This window comes from Moorena producens PAL-8-15-08-1 (assembly GCF_001767235.1).
GTDB classification, from domain to species: domain Bacteria; phylum Cyanobacteriota; class Cyanobacteriia; order Cyanobacteriales; family Coleofasciculaceae; genus Moorena; species Moorena producens_A.
Genome location: NZ_CP017599.1, coordinates 7,027,748 through 7,044,069, shown reverse-complemented (window position 1 = coordinate 7,044,069; position 16,322 = coordinate 7,027,748). Strand labels below are relative to the sequence as shown.

General features: G+C 43.2%; 17 protein-coding genes. 9 read left to right on the top strand and 8 right to left on the bottom strand.

Annotated features, from left to right (window positions below; all coding sequences use genetic code 11):
- Window positions 1-1,010: 1,010 nt before the first annotated feature.
- Entirely contained in the window at window positions 1,011-1,556 is a 546-nt protein-coding gene (locus tag BJP34_RS25775; protein WP_070394807.1) for a hypothetical protein, read from the bottom strand.
- Between the two features lie 349 nt (window positions 1,557-1,905).
- On the opposite strand from BJP34_RS25775, the gene BJP34_RS44545 reads away from it, so the two are divergent.
- Window positions 1,906-2,070: a hypothetical protein gene (locus BJP34_RS44545; protein ID WP_158517480.1), complete on the top strand. Its 165-nt coding sequence runs from the start codon at window positions 1,906-1,908 to the stop codon at window positions 2,068-2,070.
- 16 nt (window positions 2,071-2,086) lie between these two features.
- On the opposite strand, the gene BJP34_RS49480 is transcribed toward BJP34_RS44545, so the two are convergent.
- The 6 genes from BJP34_RS49480 to BJP34_RS44540 all read right to left on the bottom strand — a co-directional run bounded on the left by BJP34_RS49480 (window position 2,087) and on the right by BJP34_RS44540 (window position 6,110).
- Window positions 2,087-2,221 (bottom strand): hypothetical protein, encoded by a 135-nt coding sequence (locus tag BJP34_RS49480; RefSeq protein ID WP_267876381.1) that lies wholly within the window; start codon window positions 2,219-2,221, stop codon window positions 2,087-2,089.
- 286 nt (window positions 2,222-2,507) lie between these two features.
- Entirely contained in the window at window positions 2,508-2,705 is a 198-nt protein-coding gene (locus BJP34_RS25770) for an alpha-hydroxy-acid oxidizing protein (protein WP_070394806.1), read from the bottom strand.
- Between the two features lie 18 nt (window positions 2,706-2,723).
- Window positions 2,724-3,596, bottom strand: coding sequence for a M48 family metallopeptidase (locus tag BJP34_RS25765; protein ID WP_070394805.1), 873 nt, complete (start codon window positions 3,594-3,596; stop codon window positions 2,724-2,726).
- Between the two features lie 97 nt (window positions 3,597-3,693).
- On the bottom strand, window positions 3,694-4,566 hold the full coding sequence (locus BJP34_RS25760; RefSeq protein WP_070394804.1) for a transporter substrate-binding domain-containing protein: 873 nt from the start codon (window positions 4,564-4,566) through the stop codon (window positions 3,694-3,696).
- Between the two features lie 267 nt (window positions 4,567-4,833).
- Window positions 4,834-5,970 (bottom strand): alpha-hydroxy acid oxidase, encoded by a 1,137-nt coding sequence (locus BJP34_RS25755; protein WP_070394803.1) that lies wholly within the window; start codon window positions 5,968-5,970, stop codon window positions 4,834-4,836.
- Window positions 5,967-6,110: a hypothetical protein gene (locus tag BJP34_RS44540; protein ID WP_158517479.1), complete on the bottom strand. Its 144-nt coding sequence runs from the start codon at window positions 6,108-6,110 to the stop codon at window positions 5,967-5,969. The genes BJP34_RS25755 and BJP34_RS44540 overlap by 4 nt, the downstream gene beginning before the upstream one ends.
- A gap of 205 nt (window positions 6,111-6,315) precedes the next feature.
- On the opposite strand from BJP34_RS44540, the gene BJP34_RS44535 reads away from it, so the two are divergent.
- The 8 genes from BJP34_RS44535 to BJP34_RS25725 all read left to right on the top strand — a co-directional run bounded on the left by BJP34_RS44535 (window position 6,316) and on the right by BJP34_RS25725 (window position 13,783).
- Window positions 6,316-6,483, top strand: coding sequence for a hypothetical protein (locus BJP34_RS44535; protein WP_229424025.1), 168 nt, complete (start codon window positions 6,316-6,318; stop codon window positions 6,481-6,483).
- A gap of 304 nt (window positions 6,484-6,787) precedes the next feature.
- A complete protein-coding gene (locus tag BJP34_RS25750) occupies window positions 6,788-7,729 on the top strand; it encodes a PstS family phosphate ABC transporter substrate-binding protein (RefSeq protein WP_070394802.1) in 942 nt (313 codons plus the stop codon).
- Window positions 7,730-8,118: 389 nt separating this feature from the next.
- The gene (gene pstC, locus BJP34_RS25745; protein ID WP_070394801.1) at window positions 8,119-9,048 is read left to right on the top strand and encodes a phosphate ABC transporter permease subunit PstC; all 930 of its coding nucleotides are present in this window, start codon (window positions 8,119-8,121) and stop codon (window positions 9,046-9,048) included.
- Window positions 9,049-9,250: 202 nt separating this feature from the next.
- Window positions 9,251-9,385, top strand: a complete 135-nt coding sequence (locus tag BJP34_RS49475; RefSeq protein WP_267876380.1) for a hypothetical protein — start codon at window positions 9,251-9,253, stop codon at window positions 9,383-9,385.
- Between the two features lie 49 nt (window positions 9,386-9,434).
- On the top strand, window positions 9,435-10,397 hold the full coding sequence (gene pstA / locus BJP34_RS25740; RefSeq protein ID WP_070394800.1) for a phosphate ABC transporter permease PstA: 963 nt from the start codon (window positions 9,435-9,437) through the stop codon (window positions 10,395-10,397).
- The gene (gene pstB, locus BJP34_RS25735; RefSeq protein ID WP_070394799.1) at window positions 10,391-11,191 is read left to right on the top strand and encodes a phosphate ABC transporter ATP-binding protein PstB; all 801 of its coding nucleotides are present in this window, start codon (window positions 10,391-10,393) and stop codon (window positions 11,189-11,191) included. The genes pstA and pstB overlap by 7 nt, the downstream gene beginning before the upstream one ends.
- 218 nt (window positions 11,192-11,409) lie before the next feature.
- Window positions 11,410-12,312, top strand: coding sequence for an ATP-grasp domain-containing protein (locus BJP34_RS25730; protein ID WP_070394798.1), 903 nt, complete (start codon window positions 11,410-11,412; stop codon window positions 12,310-12,312).
- A gap of 58 nt (window positions 12,313-12,370) precedes the next feature.
- The gene (locus BJP34_RS25725; RefSeq protein WP_070394797.1) at window positions 12,371-13,783 is read left to right on the top strand and encodes a pyridoxal phosphate-dependent decarboxylase family protein; all 1,413 of its coding nucleotides are present in this window, start codon (window positions 12,371-12,373) and stop codon (window positions 13,781-13,783) included.
- 152 nt (window positions 13,784-13,935) lie between these two features.
- On the opposite strand, the gene BJP34_RS25720 is transcribed toward BJP34_RS25725, so the two are convergent.
- On the bottom strand, window positions 13,936-16,311 hold the full coding sequence (locus tag BJP34_RS25720; RefSeq protein ID WP_070394796.1) for a PhoX family protein: 2,376 nt from the start codon (window positions 16,309-16,311) through the stop codon (window positions 13,936-13,938).
- Window positions 16,312-16,322: the final 11 nt, after the last annotated feature.

The window sequence follows — 16,322 nt, the reverse complement described above, 5'->3', positions numbered from 1 at the left end:
TGTTCAACAGTTACGAAGCTTTTATAGATGTTCACTTTCGTTAACCATTGGGTATCTTCCTGCTAGCACTTGCGGCGGTGTGATTCCGACCTTGGGTGCTATTTCCTGTATTTCTACAGGACTTTATCGAGAATCTGCACTCAGGTTCCGATTACTCTTCCCCCCTCATCTCGGCAGGCTGGAGGATGCACTCTCCAGAAAGCCATTTCAGGCTTTGGTTCAACTTGACGCTTTCACGTCGCGCGCGCCCACTCTTATACTATAGCACAAAAAACATTATATTATAGCATATTTTTAAAATTTTGTAACAAATGGTCGGGAGTCGGAAGCAGGGACTTTTGAGCAGGTAAACGAAATATGTCCTAAGCTTTGCTTAGACTGCTATAACAGCAGTTAGTTTTATAATCTTCCCTGTGCGATAGTATTTTTTCAAAAAAATACTATACTTGAATTAGGCAAAAAAGGTTAATATACTATAGCGTTTCTCTTTTTTAATTAGAAATTAAAGAATCTCCAGAAGAACTTAAAGCACTACTAACGTCTCTAAAATAAAGTAGTCATAAGAGGTTGTCTGAGAAGTCTCATTTGCTACATCCAAGCCCCCTAAATCCCCCAAGCGAGCAATCCCTCGGGGGACTTTTAGAAGCAAATTGACTCTTTTTCCACCCAGAATTGGGGGGCTAGGGGGGCAAAATTCAGTATAAAAAAACTTTTCAGATATCCTCTTAGAAAAGTTGTAAACTACCAGACGCCAAGCTGACTCTATGGCGCTGGCTCTGGTAGGTTTAAATGTTTTGGTGCGATCGCTGTAAAGAGCTTGGGATTTGCTTTGATGACAAACAGCTCAGTTTTTAATTAGTAAAATCAAGATAAGTAGGTGGGCGTAATTAAGTGTAAAATAGCGATTGAAATTCAAAATCATGAAAACCCTATGAATACAGGATTCCAGCTTCATTTTCTGATTTTGAGTTTTAACGTTTATTTATACCCACCTACTTAATATAGACACTTTACTTAACTAAAATGCTACCTTCTCTTACCAATTCGCTAACTTTACCTGGCATTCTACAACGAAGATAGCGTGGTTGTGCCCCGATAGAGCATGACGTTTCAAAGTCCTCACTTTTGTTTATCCAGCCGCCAACGCATTTCTTTAAGGCAAAAGTATTGGTCCAACATAATCGAACAGACCATCTAGCAGTGATTGGTACACTTCCATTACTAATCGAACCTCTGCTCAGAGAAGAGACTTTGATGTTACTAACCCACTTCTCTTTTGACTCAACATTGAAACTAGGATTAGCAGATATGAAATTATCAAGCTCTTGTCCCAGAGTGCCTCTTTCCGGAAGGCGTACAGAAAATATTCCATCCTCAAAGTTTGCACTACGTCCAGAGGCAATCAAAACATCATTGCTTGCTCCTATCCCTTCACTGGTTGACTGACTAGGAGATGTATAGGCAAAGGTGTCCAGTGGTTTGGGAATATCTACTACGGCTAAAGTGGTGATAATGGATGCTAAACCAAGGGTGCTTAATAAGTTCGGTAGTTTCATTAATTTTTCGGTCTTTTTAGGATTTTATTGGTTTGGTAATAGCACCCTATTTATTCTGATCAAAAATTGATATTGCTCTGGATTTATAGCGATGCAGCGCGGTCTTGGGGGTTCCCCCGGAGACGAAACCTGATTACGTTGAGCCTTTATGGTTGGTAGGCTATGCAGATGCATGATTAAAACTTATTGATTAGCGTGATTTGCGCGGTCTTGGGGAGGCAGCGCGGTCTTGGGGGTCCCCCCCGGAGACGAAACCTGATTACGTTGAGCCTTTATGGTTGGTAGGCTATGCAGAAAAGGGTTCAAACTTATTGATTAAGGCTCAACTGTCTTACGGTAACTTCTAACCATGAGCGACTGCCGTGGTTTCCCCCACTCGCTATTGCATCAAGACAAGGCTCAACTGTCTTACGGTAACTATCGCCTTTGGCGACGCTTGGCCGTAGGCCACGCCAAAGGCGAACGCGAACAAACCATGAGCGACTGCATCAAGAAGCGTTTATCCTCGCTATGAGGTACGCTTTTCAACCTCAAAGTCCCCCTTGATAAGGGGGATTTAGGGGGATCCATTTGTACCTCATGGCATAGCGATGCAGCGCGGTCTTGGGGAGGCAGCGCGGTCTTGGGGGTTCCCCCCATGAGCGACTGCCGTTGGTTTCCCCCACTCGCTATTGCATCAAGACAGAGAATTGCTAGATTTCAGTTTCCAATAGATAAATCGATTAATATCAAACCTTATATAACTCTTAGCATCACCCTGATAAGTGGCGGTAATTTAGTGAGATAGTATCAAACTATTACCAATAAATAGTAATTTATATAGTGATTTTTCTAATCAAAGATAGCATACCTATTATTTCTATAATGTCAGCAAAATCCTTGATATTACTAAGCCAAATGTATTATTAGTGATTAATTAGTTGGTGAGTAGTTATTGATTAATTGCTCTGGTCAATCTTTAATTTTCACCAAACTAGGCTCAATATCCTTTACCTTAGTACAGCCACTCAACGCCATCGCTATATCCAATTCATCTCGTAACAATTGCAAGACATGGCGTACTCCAGCAACTCCTGCTACAGCTAATCCCCATAACACCGGACGACCTACCAACACCGCTGATGCACGCAAGGCTAGGGCTTTGAGCACATCAGCCAGTTACTATAGCTAGCTCACGTACTGGATTGGTAGAGATTGGATTATGCGTTTGTAAGCAGCACTGTCTAAGCCATCACCACCATTAGGATTCCAACCTTTTCTGTTGATTATTTCGTTGAGAGTATCAAGGCGTTTTGCTGGTTCTGGGTGGGTTCTTAGCATTGCCGGTGTATTGCCTTTGGTTAATTTTTGGAGAAATCCAGTCATGCCTGAGGGAGCGTAGCCAGCACGGTGCAACATTTCTAATCCCTTGCGGTCTGCTTCATATTCCTGCTGACGTCCTCGGGGAAGAGAGAAGGCGATATCCTTAAGAAGATTTATAATTGTTTCGTACTCGACTTCACTATTTACCTCAAGGTTCCTGTCTTTGATAATCTGGCGCAGCTTCTCGATATTGTGTTTGCTAGTAACGTGAGCAATTTCGTGAGCTATCACCGCAGCTAACTCAGCTTCATTTTCTACCCCTTTGAGCAAGCCAGTATGAACATAAACAAAGCCACCCACCGAGGCAAAGGCATTTATAGTGTTGTCCTTGACTACTTGAAAGGTATAGGAAAAATTAGGGCGATCGCTATAGGGGATTAATCTCTGACCAATGTCTTGGACGTATTCAGTGATTTCGCGTCCGCTGTAAATCTCCAGCTCTTGAGCAACTTCTTGTTGATTCAAACACTTACCCAGCTCTAATTCTTGTTGATCAGACATGGTGATTAACTGAATTATCTTAATTCCTGGATCACCATCCAACAACCCACATAAATCAAATGCTGATGAAGTATTGGCTAACCCTACCCCTAGAGCGAGTCCCACAACTAGCAGAATCAGCAGGTAAAACCATCGACGAGGGGAAGCACGCTTAATCCAAAAGAATGGGTTTAACATAGTCGTCTATTTGAATAATCAAAAATAGGCTTGTAAGTATTCATTATTAAGCTTTCAGCAGTCAGCTTTCAGCAGTCAGCTTTCAGCAGTAATCGATTTAGTTAGCACATTTATCATAAGCAGCTTGTCGTATACCTTGGTAATAAATAGATTCAACACCCAAGGAATTTTCCAAAATTATCTCCCACCTTAAGTTAGTAATAAATTTATCAATTATTGTCTTCCATTCTATATCCTGAACTGGTAAAATTATTCCGTAAAAATCACAACTTAACGGTCGGTCAGGAATTAAGGTAAAATCCTGGAATGTCAGCCCTTGTCTTAAGGCTTCTGCCATTAAAAGCATGCCATCACTGGCAAAAGCATCAATATCCTGTTCGACAACATCTTTCAGAGCCAATTCTCGACCGTTAGAGCTTCTGTAACGAGTGTCTACTATGTCAGCTAATGGGTAGGTACTGGAGATTAAGGGATGTGTATTTGAACCAGGAAGGACACCAATTTTTTTACCAGCTAGGGAAGTTTCAGGATTGAATATACCCTTCATTTCGGGTCTGATTAGAAAATGTGTCCCGGAAAAATAAAAAGCAGTGGAGTAAGTAACTCCTGATAGTGGTGGAGCAGTTTTGATCGTATTGGGACCACAATCTAGATGTACCTTGCCATTGGCTACCATCCGATAACGATTGTTAGGGGAGTCTTCGTCTAGAACAGATGGAATTGGTTCTAACCGAACAGGTCTCTTGAGTACTTCACCGAGATGGTTGGCTAGAACATACATTTTAGTCACGCAGTAGCCTTGCAATTGGTCTTGCTCTAGAAAACCAAAGGGAGCGGCATCTTCTCTAATTCCTACTTTTAAAACACCAGTGCGCTTAATTTCAGACAAGACTGTTTCAGCTAAACTGGCTGAGGTAAACGTTAAGGATAAGATAATACTAAGGGTGATAGTGGCTAGTTTATTACTCATTTCTGGGATTTCAGACTAATAATTACTTACTGATATCACTTTCCAATAGATAAATCGCTCAAAGCTTATCTAACCCTGACCCTAACCCTGATAAGTGCCAGGAATTTAGGGGAATAGTATCAAAATCTTACCAATAACTAATAACTTGTGTCATAAAAATTAACATATGCAGTCTTGCTATAACTTCAGCCAATTCATTGATATTGCTAAGCTATTTGGCTTAGTTTTTAGGTATTACAAGCTAGTATTAATTTATTGATTATATTGTCAATCTTTAATTTTCACCAAACTACGGTTAATATCCTTTACCTTAGTACAGCCACTTAACGCCATCGCTATATCCAATTCATCCCGTAACAATTGCAAGATATGGCGTACTCCAGCAACTCCTCCTACAGCTAATCCCCATAACACCGGACGACCTACTAACACCGCTGATGCACCCAAGGCTAGGGCTTTGAGCACATCAGTACCTCGGCGAATACCCCCATCGATTAATACTGGTAAATGATTTCCCACGGCTGCGACCACTTCGGGTAAGGCATCGATGGATGCGATCGCACTATCCAATTGCCGACCCCCATGATTCGATACAATGATTCCTTTGGCTCCATGGTCCAATGCCTTGACAGCATCATCTCCTCGCAAAATCCCTTTGACTAACACCGGTAGAGTAGTGATCGATTGTAACCATTCCAGATCCCGCCAGGTCAGTGCTGGGTCAATTTGCTGGGCAAAATAGCTCAATAAACCCGATTCTCCGGCGGTTTTGGGAATTTCCAGACCAGTCATAGTCGCTAAATTAGCCAGTTCCATCCCTACCGGTAGAGTAAATTGATTGCGTCGATCCCTTTCCCGACACCCCAACACTGGTGCATCTACGGTCAGACAAAGGGCACTAAAACCAGCTGCCTCCGCCCGTTCCACAAGTCTACGGGTGAGAGTGCGATCGCGATGGACATACAGCTGAAACCATGAGGGATTTTGGATATCGGTCTGTTCCCCCTCTTCCTTTTTGCCATTTTCCTGTTGGCTCCGTTTCCCAGCTAGGGCTACAGCTTCTAAGGGTTTGGTAGACATCGTACTCAACACCATGACTGCCCCTACCTCAGCTGCCGCCCTTGCTGTTGCCAATTCACCTTCTGGATTGGCCAGACACTGAAATGCCATGGGAGCAACCAGAATCGGTATGGGCAGAGACTGATCTAGGATTTGTGTGCTTAAATCTCGTTGACTCACATCCACCAACATCCGAGGACGGAGTTTTATCTGTTCAAACGCGGCACGATTGTCTCGCAGTGTTACTTCATCCCAAGCACCACTAGCGTAATAATCCAGTGCCATGGGAGATAGATACTGCGGCGCTAGGGATTCGTACTCGAATAGATTAATGGGTTGATTCAAGGTTGCTTGTTTGGTTGAAGGTTGAAGGTTGAAGGTTGGTTGAAGGTTGAAGGTTGGTTGTTTAGTTGAAGGTTGAAGGTTGAAGGTTGGTTAAAGGTTGAAGGTTGGTTAAAGGTTGAAGTCAGAATGGTGAATTCCAAATTCTAAATTCTAAATTCTAAATTCTAAATTCAAAAATGTTGTTAGCCTTTGGTGTTCGGTGTAGGGTAGGTGGACATCTGGCACCCTTATGAGTAAGGCACCTGACCGAGTGTGAGATTAATTCTACAGGCGTTTAGATCAAGTCCACAAGACAATGGCAAAGATAGCAGAGATAGCCCAGGCGAATTTAGCCCAGGCTAATTTATGCGATTGACCTTGGCCAAAAGGCCACGCGCTTCGCAGCAAAGCGGGACGAAGTCCATCGCGTTTGGTCACGCTTTAGGCAAAGCCGTTCGCGTAGCGTGGCCTACGGCCTCCGCTGCGCGAACGCGATCGCACTATGTAAAACAGTTCATGTATAGCGACTTGTGAGCATTTCAAAGTGCTTACCCATTTATCCGACCCCTAGAAGCTAGAAGGAATCGGCTTTTTGGTTTATTTCTGTAATTTGCTTTTAGTCTTGACAATACAAAAAAGAAAGATAATATAAAGACTAACGGTAAATATATATAAGACGAAAGAAAGCCACAGATTGTTTCTTAAACAAACTTTAACCTAAATTTAACTAAACCTTACGCCATTACTTACCATTACTTAGTAATAGCTCTATAGTCTTGACCAAGTGTGGATTGCGACACCCTAACATTGCTGGGAATTTTTTACAGTGGTCAAGGCGATGAATTTGAAAAAAAATAGCTGGAAGCTAGCTGGCTTGTTTGCCCTAGTAGCATCAACTGTTGCGTTAGTGGCACCTACAGTTAACTCTCAAGGTACACCCACCGTCAAAATTGATGGGTCTAGCACCGTTTACCCGATTACTGAAGCTGTAGCGGAAGAGTTTCAGGATCTCAAAAAAAATCAGGTACGAGTAACCGTTGGTATTTCTGGAACTGGTGGCGGTTTTAAGAAATTCTGTATCGGAGAAACCGACATATCTGACGCTTCTCGACCAATTAAGGAGAAAGAGGAGAAACTCTGTGCTGCCAATGGCATTGAGTATATGGCCATTCCAGTGGCATACGATGCCATTACCGTCGTAGTCAACAATAACAATACTTGGGCTACAAAACTTACGGTTGACGAACTCAATAAAATCTGGGCACCTGAGTCTGAGGGGACTGTGAGCACCTGGAATCAAGTAAATTCCGCTTGGCCAAACCAGCCCCTAGTTCTGTACGGTCCTGGTGCAGACTCTGGAACCTTTGACTACTTCACTAAAAAGGTTAACGGCAAGTCTGGTGCTAGCCGCACCGATTACACCCCTAGTGAAGATGACAACGTTTTGGTTCAAGGTGTATCAACGGATCCAAAAGCCCTGGCATACTTCGGTCTTTCCTACTATCTAGAAAACAAAGACAAGCTTAAGGCTGTTGCTATCAATGAGGTAGAACCTTCTCTGACAACGGTACGTAACGGGACTTACACCCCCCTATCCCGACCAATCTTCATCTATGTCAACAAAAACGCTGTTAAGCGTCCCGAGGTAAGTGATTTTGTGAGCTATTACCTCCAAAATGCTGAGCGATTAGTCACTGAGGTTAAGTCGGTGCCTCTATCCTCCGCAGACTATGCCAAATCCCTGGCAGAGTTAGAGGTTCTAGTCGGTAGCGGTAACTAAGCCTAGAACTGGATCTAACCTAGAGGACTTAATTGGTTTAATGTGGTCAAGAGCGATTAGTAGTAGAATTATCAATCATCGCTCTTGACTTATGTTCAAAAGAGTCCTAATTTCTGAGGTAAGCATATGCGCTATGCGCACGCTGCGCGAACAGCCGTGAGCCTTCAGCATTGAGGTGAAAATAAACTTTTTTCGCTTAGGGTGCGCAAACAGAAAAATCTAATAGTTCGAGATTAATCAGAATTGAAAGTCTGGGGATTTGCCCATAATTACGCATATCCCATTCCCGTAGTGTGGCCGCCAATAGCCACTCAATTAGCGTGCGCGTAGCGCAATAACTAATAGCTGACAGCTGCCTTGAGACAATACTTTTATTTATTCCCGATTTAATGACCGAAAAACTGATCCGACTTAACCAGACCAAACAACTCTCACCAAAATTAATTCGCAATTTGCGAGAAAGAGGGATTGAAATACTATTGTTTTTGGCGGCATTATCTTCAGTCGCCACTATGGCAGCAATTATCTTTTTCCTGCTTAGGGAATCTCTGGCATTTTTCAAGGAAGTCTCATTAATTGATTTCCTCACTGATACCAAATGGACACCGATGTTTCTAGATAAACACTACGGGATTTTGCCATTGATATCAGGAACCCTAGTAACCGCTACGACTGCTCTCCTACTTGCTATCCCCACAGGAACTATTGCTGCGATTTACCTAAGTGAATTTGCTCCTCCTACATTACGAGAAGTAGTAAAACCAGGTTTGGAACTTTTAGCAGCAATTCCTACAGTGGTTTATGGTTATTTTGCCCTTCTGGTGGTTAGCCCTCTTCTGCGCAATATTTTTACTGAATTGCCGGTTTTTAATATGCTAAGTGCCGGTCTAGTCATGGGTTTGATGATTATTCCCTTTATTAGTTCCATTAGTGAAGATGCCATGCGAGCGGTTCCGGTAGAGTTACGGGAAGGGTCTTATGCTATGGGAGCAACTCGCTTACAGACAGCATGGAACGTTGTGTTTCCTGCTGCTATTTCAGGCATTGCCTCATCCTACATCCTAGGAGCATCAAGGGCTGTAGGGGAAACGATGATTGTTGCGATCGCAGCAGGCTTACAACCCAAAATAGCTTGGAATCCCCTAGACCAAGCCGCTACAATAACTGCTTACATCGTCCAGGTAAGTCTTGGAGATTTGCCTCATGGTACTCTAGAATACCAGACCATTTTTGCGGCTGGACTAACCTTAGTGTTAATGACTCTAGTGCTAAACATCATCGGACATTTCTTAGCTAAGCGTTATCGAGAAATTTATTAGTATAGCGATTTTAAGTTGGGTGAGGTACACAATTTTAAAATTTTAGGGAACAGGGAGTAGGGAACAGGGAGTAGGGAGTAGGGAGTAGGAATTACGGAAGGGGGGTAGGAATAAAATTTAATGTGCCTTATAAGTATTAAAAATGCTATTCTAGTTATTAGTGATTAGTCGTTAGTATTTGGTGAATTAAAAATTCAAAAGTGTGAATTTACAAGTATTACTTGGCGTTTGCAAGATTCATACAAGCGTTTTTCATAACTATCAGGTAAACAGGATTTTTTACCTGTTACCATATCCGGTGTTCCCTGCTCCCTGCTCCCTGCTCCCTGCTCCCTAAAACCCAAAACTTTGTACCTTAACCAATTAAAACCGCTATAAGATTATAAATGTCACAGGAACAATTACTTACAATTCGAGAAGATATAAATCGCCGTAAGCTTATTAATCAGATTTTTGCCATTGTTGGTCTGGTAGTTATTCTGGTCGCTATATTTATATTGCTGGCGTTAATCTACCATATGGTAAGTTCAGGAATATCCCGGATTTCACCCCAGTTTTTTACATCGTTTCCTAGTCGTAGAGCAGAAAAAGCCGGGATTATGTCCGCCTGGGTAGGCACTAGTCTGATCATGTTAGTCACTGCCTTAGCTGCGGTGCCCATTGGTGTGGCTTCAGGAATTTATTTAGAAGAATATTCCCGAAAAAACTTGCTAGCGGATTTCATTGAAATCAATGTCACGAATTTGGCAGGAGTTCCCTCCATTGTCTATGGTTTATTAGCCTTGGGGTTATTCGTCTATGAGTTAAATTTAGGTCGAAGCATTCTCTCAGCAGGGTTGACCTTAGCCTTGTTAATTCTGCCAGTGGTGATTGTCACCACACGAGAGGCACTGCGGGCAATTCCTAATCATCTCCGGGAAGCTGCTTATGCCCTTGGAGCCAGTAAGTGGCAAATGATTTGGGATCATGTTTTGCCCTATTCGTTTGGTAGTATTCTCACAGGCGTAATCATTGGTTTATCTCGGGCAATTGGGGAAACTGCTCCTGTGGTTACCATTGGTGCTCTTGTATTCATTCGCTTTTTGCCAGATTCTCCAATAAACAGCGAATTTCCTTATATTCCCTTTCAGGGTGAATTTCCCTATCTAAACATACAGCAGCTGTTTGCATGGCTTCAGTCTGAATTCACGGTTATGCCGATTCAAATGTTTACCTGGGTATCTAGACCTGAACGGGCATTTGAGGCAAATGCAGCTGCAGCCGGTACAGTGTTAATTGCTATGACTCTGGCTATGAATGGTATTGCTATTTATCTACGCTATCGCTTCCGTAAAGGTCTAAAATGGTAGAAAAACTATCTGATAAACTATCCGACTCAAGCATTAGTAACGCCAAAGCTGAGGTGGATAACCTCAGTTTTTACTATGGTTCATTTAAAGCTCTCAAAAGTATTAGTTTAGTGGTGCCGGAAAAACAAGTAACTGCACTAATTGGACCATCAGGGTGTGGCAAAACCACGTTACTGCGATGCTTCAATCGTATGCATGACCTTTATCCTGGTAATCGCTACGAGGGAGCAATCTGGCTCGACTCCGATGTCAACATTTTAGGTAAGAAAATTGACCCGATAGAAGTGCGGATGCGGATTAGCATGGTATTCCAAAAGCCTAATCCTTTTCCTAAATCAATTTATGACAATGTTGCCTATGGGTTGCGAGTGCGGGGTGAAAATAGACGTCGTCTGATTGAAGACAAAATGGAGAAAGCGTTGCGGGGAGCGGCCTTATGGGATGAAGTGAAAGACCGCCTCTATGACTCAGCCTATAACCTATCTGGAGGTCAACAGCAACGTCTTTGTATTGCCCGGGCTTTAGTCGCTGACCCAGAGATTATTTTATTCGATGAACCCACTTCTGCCCTTGACCCGATTGCTACTTCCAGCATTGAAGAATTAATTGCTGAGCTGAAGAAACAGGTCACAATTTTGATTGTGACTCACAGCATGCAACAGGCAGCAAGGATATCGGATTATACCGCGTTTATGTACTTGGGGGCAATGATGGAGTTTGGGGAGACTAGGCAAATCTTTGAACGACCCGCGAACTCACAGACAGAAGCTTATATTAGTGGACGAATTGGTTAGAACCTCAGTAGGCGCTGGTTAGGGGATTAGCGTTCGCTAATCCTAAACCCTTGCTGAACATGCTGCTTCCATCAACTAAAAATTCAGGACTTACGCACAGAATCCATGGGTAGGGTGGGCAAGGTTTTGCCCACCCTACAGGTAGCGTTAACTTGAGGGATTTGCGTAAGTCCTAAAATTGCTATAATTTTTGGTTGATGCCCAGTTTGAGGTAAACCTTGAAAACTGTTGCTGTCTTTTTTGATGAAGCAGGCACCTTTGCCTACCCATTTACTAAAAAAAAGTATATACGACACATTGCCCAACTTGGTGAAGCAATAGAAGCCTGTGGTGCCAATTTTCGTGTTGTTCGTCACCAATCTTCCTATCTAGGGTCAGGACAATTTTCCCAGAGTTGGGAATTACGAGATGGAGAAGTGATTGAGACTGGTCCTGTCAAAGCTGATGTCATTTTCGATAAAGGATTGTTTAGCTCTGATGGAACTATCCCAGTTCTTAACTGTCAGGAAATTAACGAAATTTGCACCAACAAATATAAAACCTTTCAGCTTTTCAGTGACTATTCTCCCCAAAGCTATCTTGTTAACACCAAAGAAGAGTTTTTTGAGGCACTCGACCGAATACCAGGGCAATATAAAGTTGTCAAGCCATTAGATGGTCTTGAAGGCAGAAATGTCCACATTGGAGACAATGACTTCTTAAAGAAACAGGATTGCCCCTATCCCTTATTAGTGCAAGAGTTTATCGATTCACGCTCAGGTATACCCGGTATTGTCAATGGTGTTCATGACTTTCGTGTAGCACTCCTCAACGGGGAAATTGTTCACGCTATAGTACGTACTCCACCTTCAGGCGAATTAGTGGCATCCGTGACTCAAGGAGGCGAGATGTTTGTTGTAGAAATAGAGCTCATCCCTAGCACTGTCTTCGAGCTAGTCGAACACATTGAAAAACATATGCTACAGTACGGTAACCGGTTTTATGGCATTGATCTTGCCATAGTTAACGGTCAACCGAAAATCATCGAGCTTAATTCTCGTGTTAGCATTTGGGACAATCAACAACATGAAGTATTCGCTAGCACCAAAAGGAAACTTGCCGAGGTTTTAGTAGCACTTTGATAGTTGATATAGCAGTTATCAATTATAGCATATCACCAATTTTACCAAATCTTAAATTATGATCGAGTTTGAAAAAATAATCAACTTAACTGTTGATAAACTCCTTAACTATTTGCAGGAAAATAAAAATACCGACACCAAGGTAATAGATTACAAAAGCCCTCAAGCCCTTAAGGAAAAACTCGATTTAAGCTTACCAGAAAACGGAGTTCCCTTAGCCGATTTAATTCCGATTATTGAATCGTATCTCGACCACAGCGTGCGGACTAGTAGCCATAAGTTTTTCAACCAGCTTTGGGGTGGATTTGAGATAACTGGATTATTAGCAGAAATGGTAACTAGTACTGCTAATACTTCTATGTATACCTATGAAGTTGCTCCAGTAGCCACGCTGATCGAGATTAAATTGATTGAGGCTCTCAAGGACTTGATCGGTTTTCCTCAAGGTGAGGGGTTGATGGTGACAGGAGGCAGTAATGCTAATCTGATCGCCATGCTTTGTGCCCGACACAAACTTCTACCCGAAGCCAAAAACAAGGGATTGGGAAATCACCAGCTAGTAGCATTCATCTCCGATCAGGCTCACTATTCCTTTTTCAAAGCAGCAAATTTGTTGGGCATGGGGATAGACAATGTAGTCAAAGTCAAATCCGATGGCGATCAGCGCATGTGCCCGCAACAATTAGAAGCTGCTATTCAACAAAGCCTAAGGGAAGGAAAAACACCTTTCTTTGTTACAGCTACTGCGGGCACTACCGTTGCCGGTGCATTCGATCCGTTGCCCTCAATTGCAGAAATTACCAGCAAATATGGACTCTGGCTACATGTGGATGGGTCTTGGGGTGCTCCGGTTTTGTTCAGCAACCAGCACAAGCATCTGTTGGAAGGTAGCTCCTTAGCAGATTCTTTTACCTGGGATGCTCACAAACTCATGGGCGTGCCCTTGATTTGTTCAGCTATTCTAGTCAAACAACCAGGGACTTTATTGGAGGCTTGTTCTAGTCAAGGTACTCACTATATCTTCCACGATGATGAAGATAGTGCCTATAATCTTGGAACTATGTCCTTGCAGTGTGGGCGGAAAGTAGATGCCCTTAAGCTGTGGCTAGCCTGGAAATACTACGGCAAAAATGGTTATGAAGCAAGGGTTGACCGCTTATTTGAACTCGCTAGCTACGCGGCGGATTATATTCGCAATTGTGAGAATTTAGAATTGATAGTTCAACCAACATTTTTGAATATCTGTTTTCGCTATAATCCCAGGGATAACAGTCTGTCTAATCATGGTTTAGATCAGCTAAATCTGGAGATACGTGAGCAATTAATGCGCTCTGGTCAAGCATTAGTCAATTACTCTCAGTATCAAGAACAGATTGTAATTCGCTTCATTCTCAGCAATCCAGAAATTAACGAAGCAGATATAGATAGTTTTTTGGATAACTTTATCAAAATTGGTAATAGTTTATTATAGGAGGTACGGAAGAGCCATAAAAACAAAAAAAAGCTGACGAATCTATAAGCGAACGCCAGCCTCTAAATTGTAAATGTGTGAAAATAAGCGATAGAATCGCAAAGATAAAATATCTTATCTCATCTTGCTGTCTTGCCTAAACAAACATTAATCTAAACAAGGCTTTCACCGGACTTGCGACGAATACCAATTACAGAAGGACGGGGTGGTCCAGAGGGATTTCCATCACCACCATCAGCCTTGGGTAAGCTACTAGGCCAGTTACTTCCAAGAGGTACAGTCCGCCTCTGAGTAAACAGAGTTCCATCCAAGTTCAAGATTTCAATGTCTCGTTGCAGAGGTGCCTGACCTGCACCAATGGGTACACTTTCTCCAGGATGCTGTACTGCAACAATTAGAGTATCACCAATAAAGGTTGGACCAGTTATTTCGCAACGCATTGGACCATAAGCAAAAGGAATGACTTCCCCAGCATTAGGCCCACTAGTGGGAATATAGAACACCCAGTTGTTACCATAGACCCCAACCAAAGAACTAGTAGCACCAGTGTCGGTGTGGTCGATGGTGCGTTCTCCTGGCTCAGCACCAGTTTTGAAACCGTTGTGCTGGCTAGTAGACATATCCGTGACACCCCAGACATTAGCTTTGGTATCGAAGGCTAGGTTATCTACATTAGCAAAACCAGCGCCATCGTCTGCTCCAGCTTCTCCAGATTCCACGAATCGAGTCCAGCGGAAGCTAGTACCAGCACCATCAGCGCTGCTTTCAATAATCTTGTAAATCCCACCAGAAGGCTGCTTAGCATCAACATCAGCGTTGAGTTTAGCAGTTTGGAAGACCCGGGAATCTGGATAGCCATCTCCACCAGCAATATGGTCGGTATAGGCAATGAATACCGCTTTAGTCCGGGGATGGACTTCTAGATCCTCAGGGCGAGATGAAGGAGTACCACCAACTAGATTAGCTGCCAGGAAAGAATCAACGACAATAGCACCTTGGCTAGTGTAGAAATCTGCCAGGGTTTTGTTCTTATAACCAGGCAGAGCAGTTGCTTCATTAGTGAGATCTACCACCAACGAGCCACCATCCTCAGTAGCACCAGCAATACCAGCACGCTTTGGTAAGCGCACGCGACCATCTCGTTGTGCCTCACCTAAAGCAGCTAGTTCAACAGAAGCCAGTTCAGAGGGAACATTGGGATTGGTGGGAGTACTCAAGACCAATGGTATCCACTCACCTGTGCCATTGGAATTGAATTTAGCAACGTAGAGAGTACCTTCTTCAAATAACTTACTGTTATCTTTATCACTGAGGCCCCGCAGTTTGCGCTTACTCACATACTTCCAGGTGTGACCACCCCGCCGGTCATCTCCCATGTAAGCAACTAACTTATTACCCGCCTCAGTGCGGAAAGTGATATTTTCGTGACGGAAGCGTCCCAAAGCAGTGTGCTTCTTGGCACGAACACCAGGCTTAGCTGGATCAATCTCTACCATCCAGCCGTACTTTTCACCGACCAGACCGAATACAGAGCCAGTAGTACCTTCGGTGTAGCCAGTCTGAGTGCCATTAGGTAGCACAGCTTCAGTAACACCATTGAAGAAGGTGGCACTAGCCTGGAAATTTTCTTCAGTAGTCAAAATGGTACCCCAAGGGGTAGTGCCACCGGAACAGTTGTAAGCAGTACCGATAATCTTGTTTCCTAAACCATCTGAACTGAGAGAGAACACCTCAGTTGCTGCTGGTCCTGTTCCCACCAGGTAGTTTTGATCCCCTCGCTGATGGCTTCTGGAGCCCCAAGAGGTAACAGTCTTGAACTCATCACTCCGCTGAGCATTGATTGCTAAACCAGAAAGACCGTGAATGCGACGGTTCTTCGAGTCCTTCTTAACAACTTGGAAACGTTCACCGGAACCATTGCGACGGATGCGAACAATAGAACCTCCTTGGTTATAGAAAAACTCTCCTAGCAGTTCTATATCATTCACATTAGAGGGTAGAGGATAGCCAATCACCGTCTCAAAGCTAGTGGGTAATCCAGCTAAGCTGCTGGAAGTACCAGGAGCTAGGTCAGAAAATGGAAAAGAAACGTATTCGTGATTGACCCAGAGATAGCCATCATTAGAGCTTCTACCTACAGGAACAAAGCCAGTGTAGTCGTTGTTATAGCCGAAATAATCGTCTGGATTAGGAAAAACGCGATCGCCCCATTTGACAATTACATACCGTTCGTACTCCGGCGGTACTACTACATCATCAATGACGGTGTAGCTAGCCAGACTGACATCAGAACTTGGATTAAGAACTTTGCTTTGGTTAATGCCTGTGGGTAAGGCACTTTTTTTAGTTTGATAAATCGGCAAGGGATGGGGTAAACGCACCGGGGTAATACCCAGAGTACTGGTAGCTGCATTGGCAACACTATAGTCACCACCCAACAGTTTTTGGCCTATCTGAGGAGCCAACACAGTAGCTGCAGTACTCGCCCCAAAGAAAACTAACAGTTTTCTGCGAGTTAGCTTAGACATTCTAGTATCTC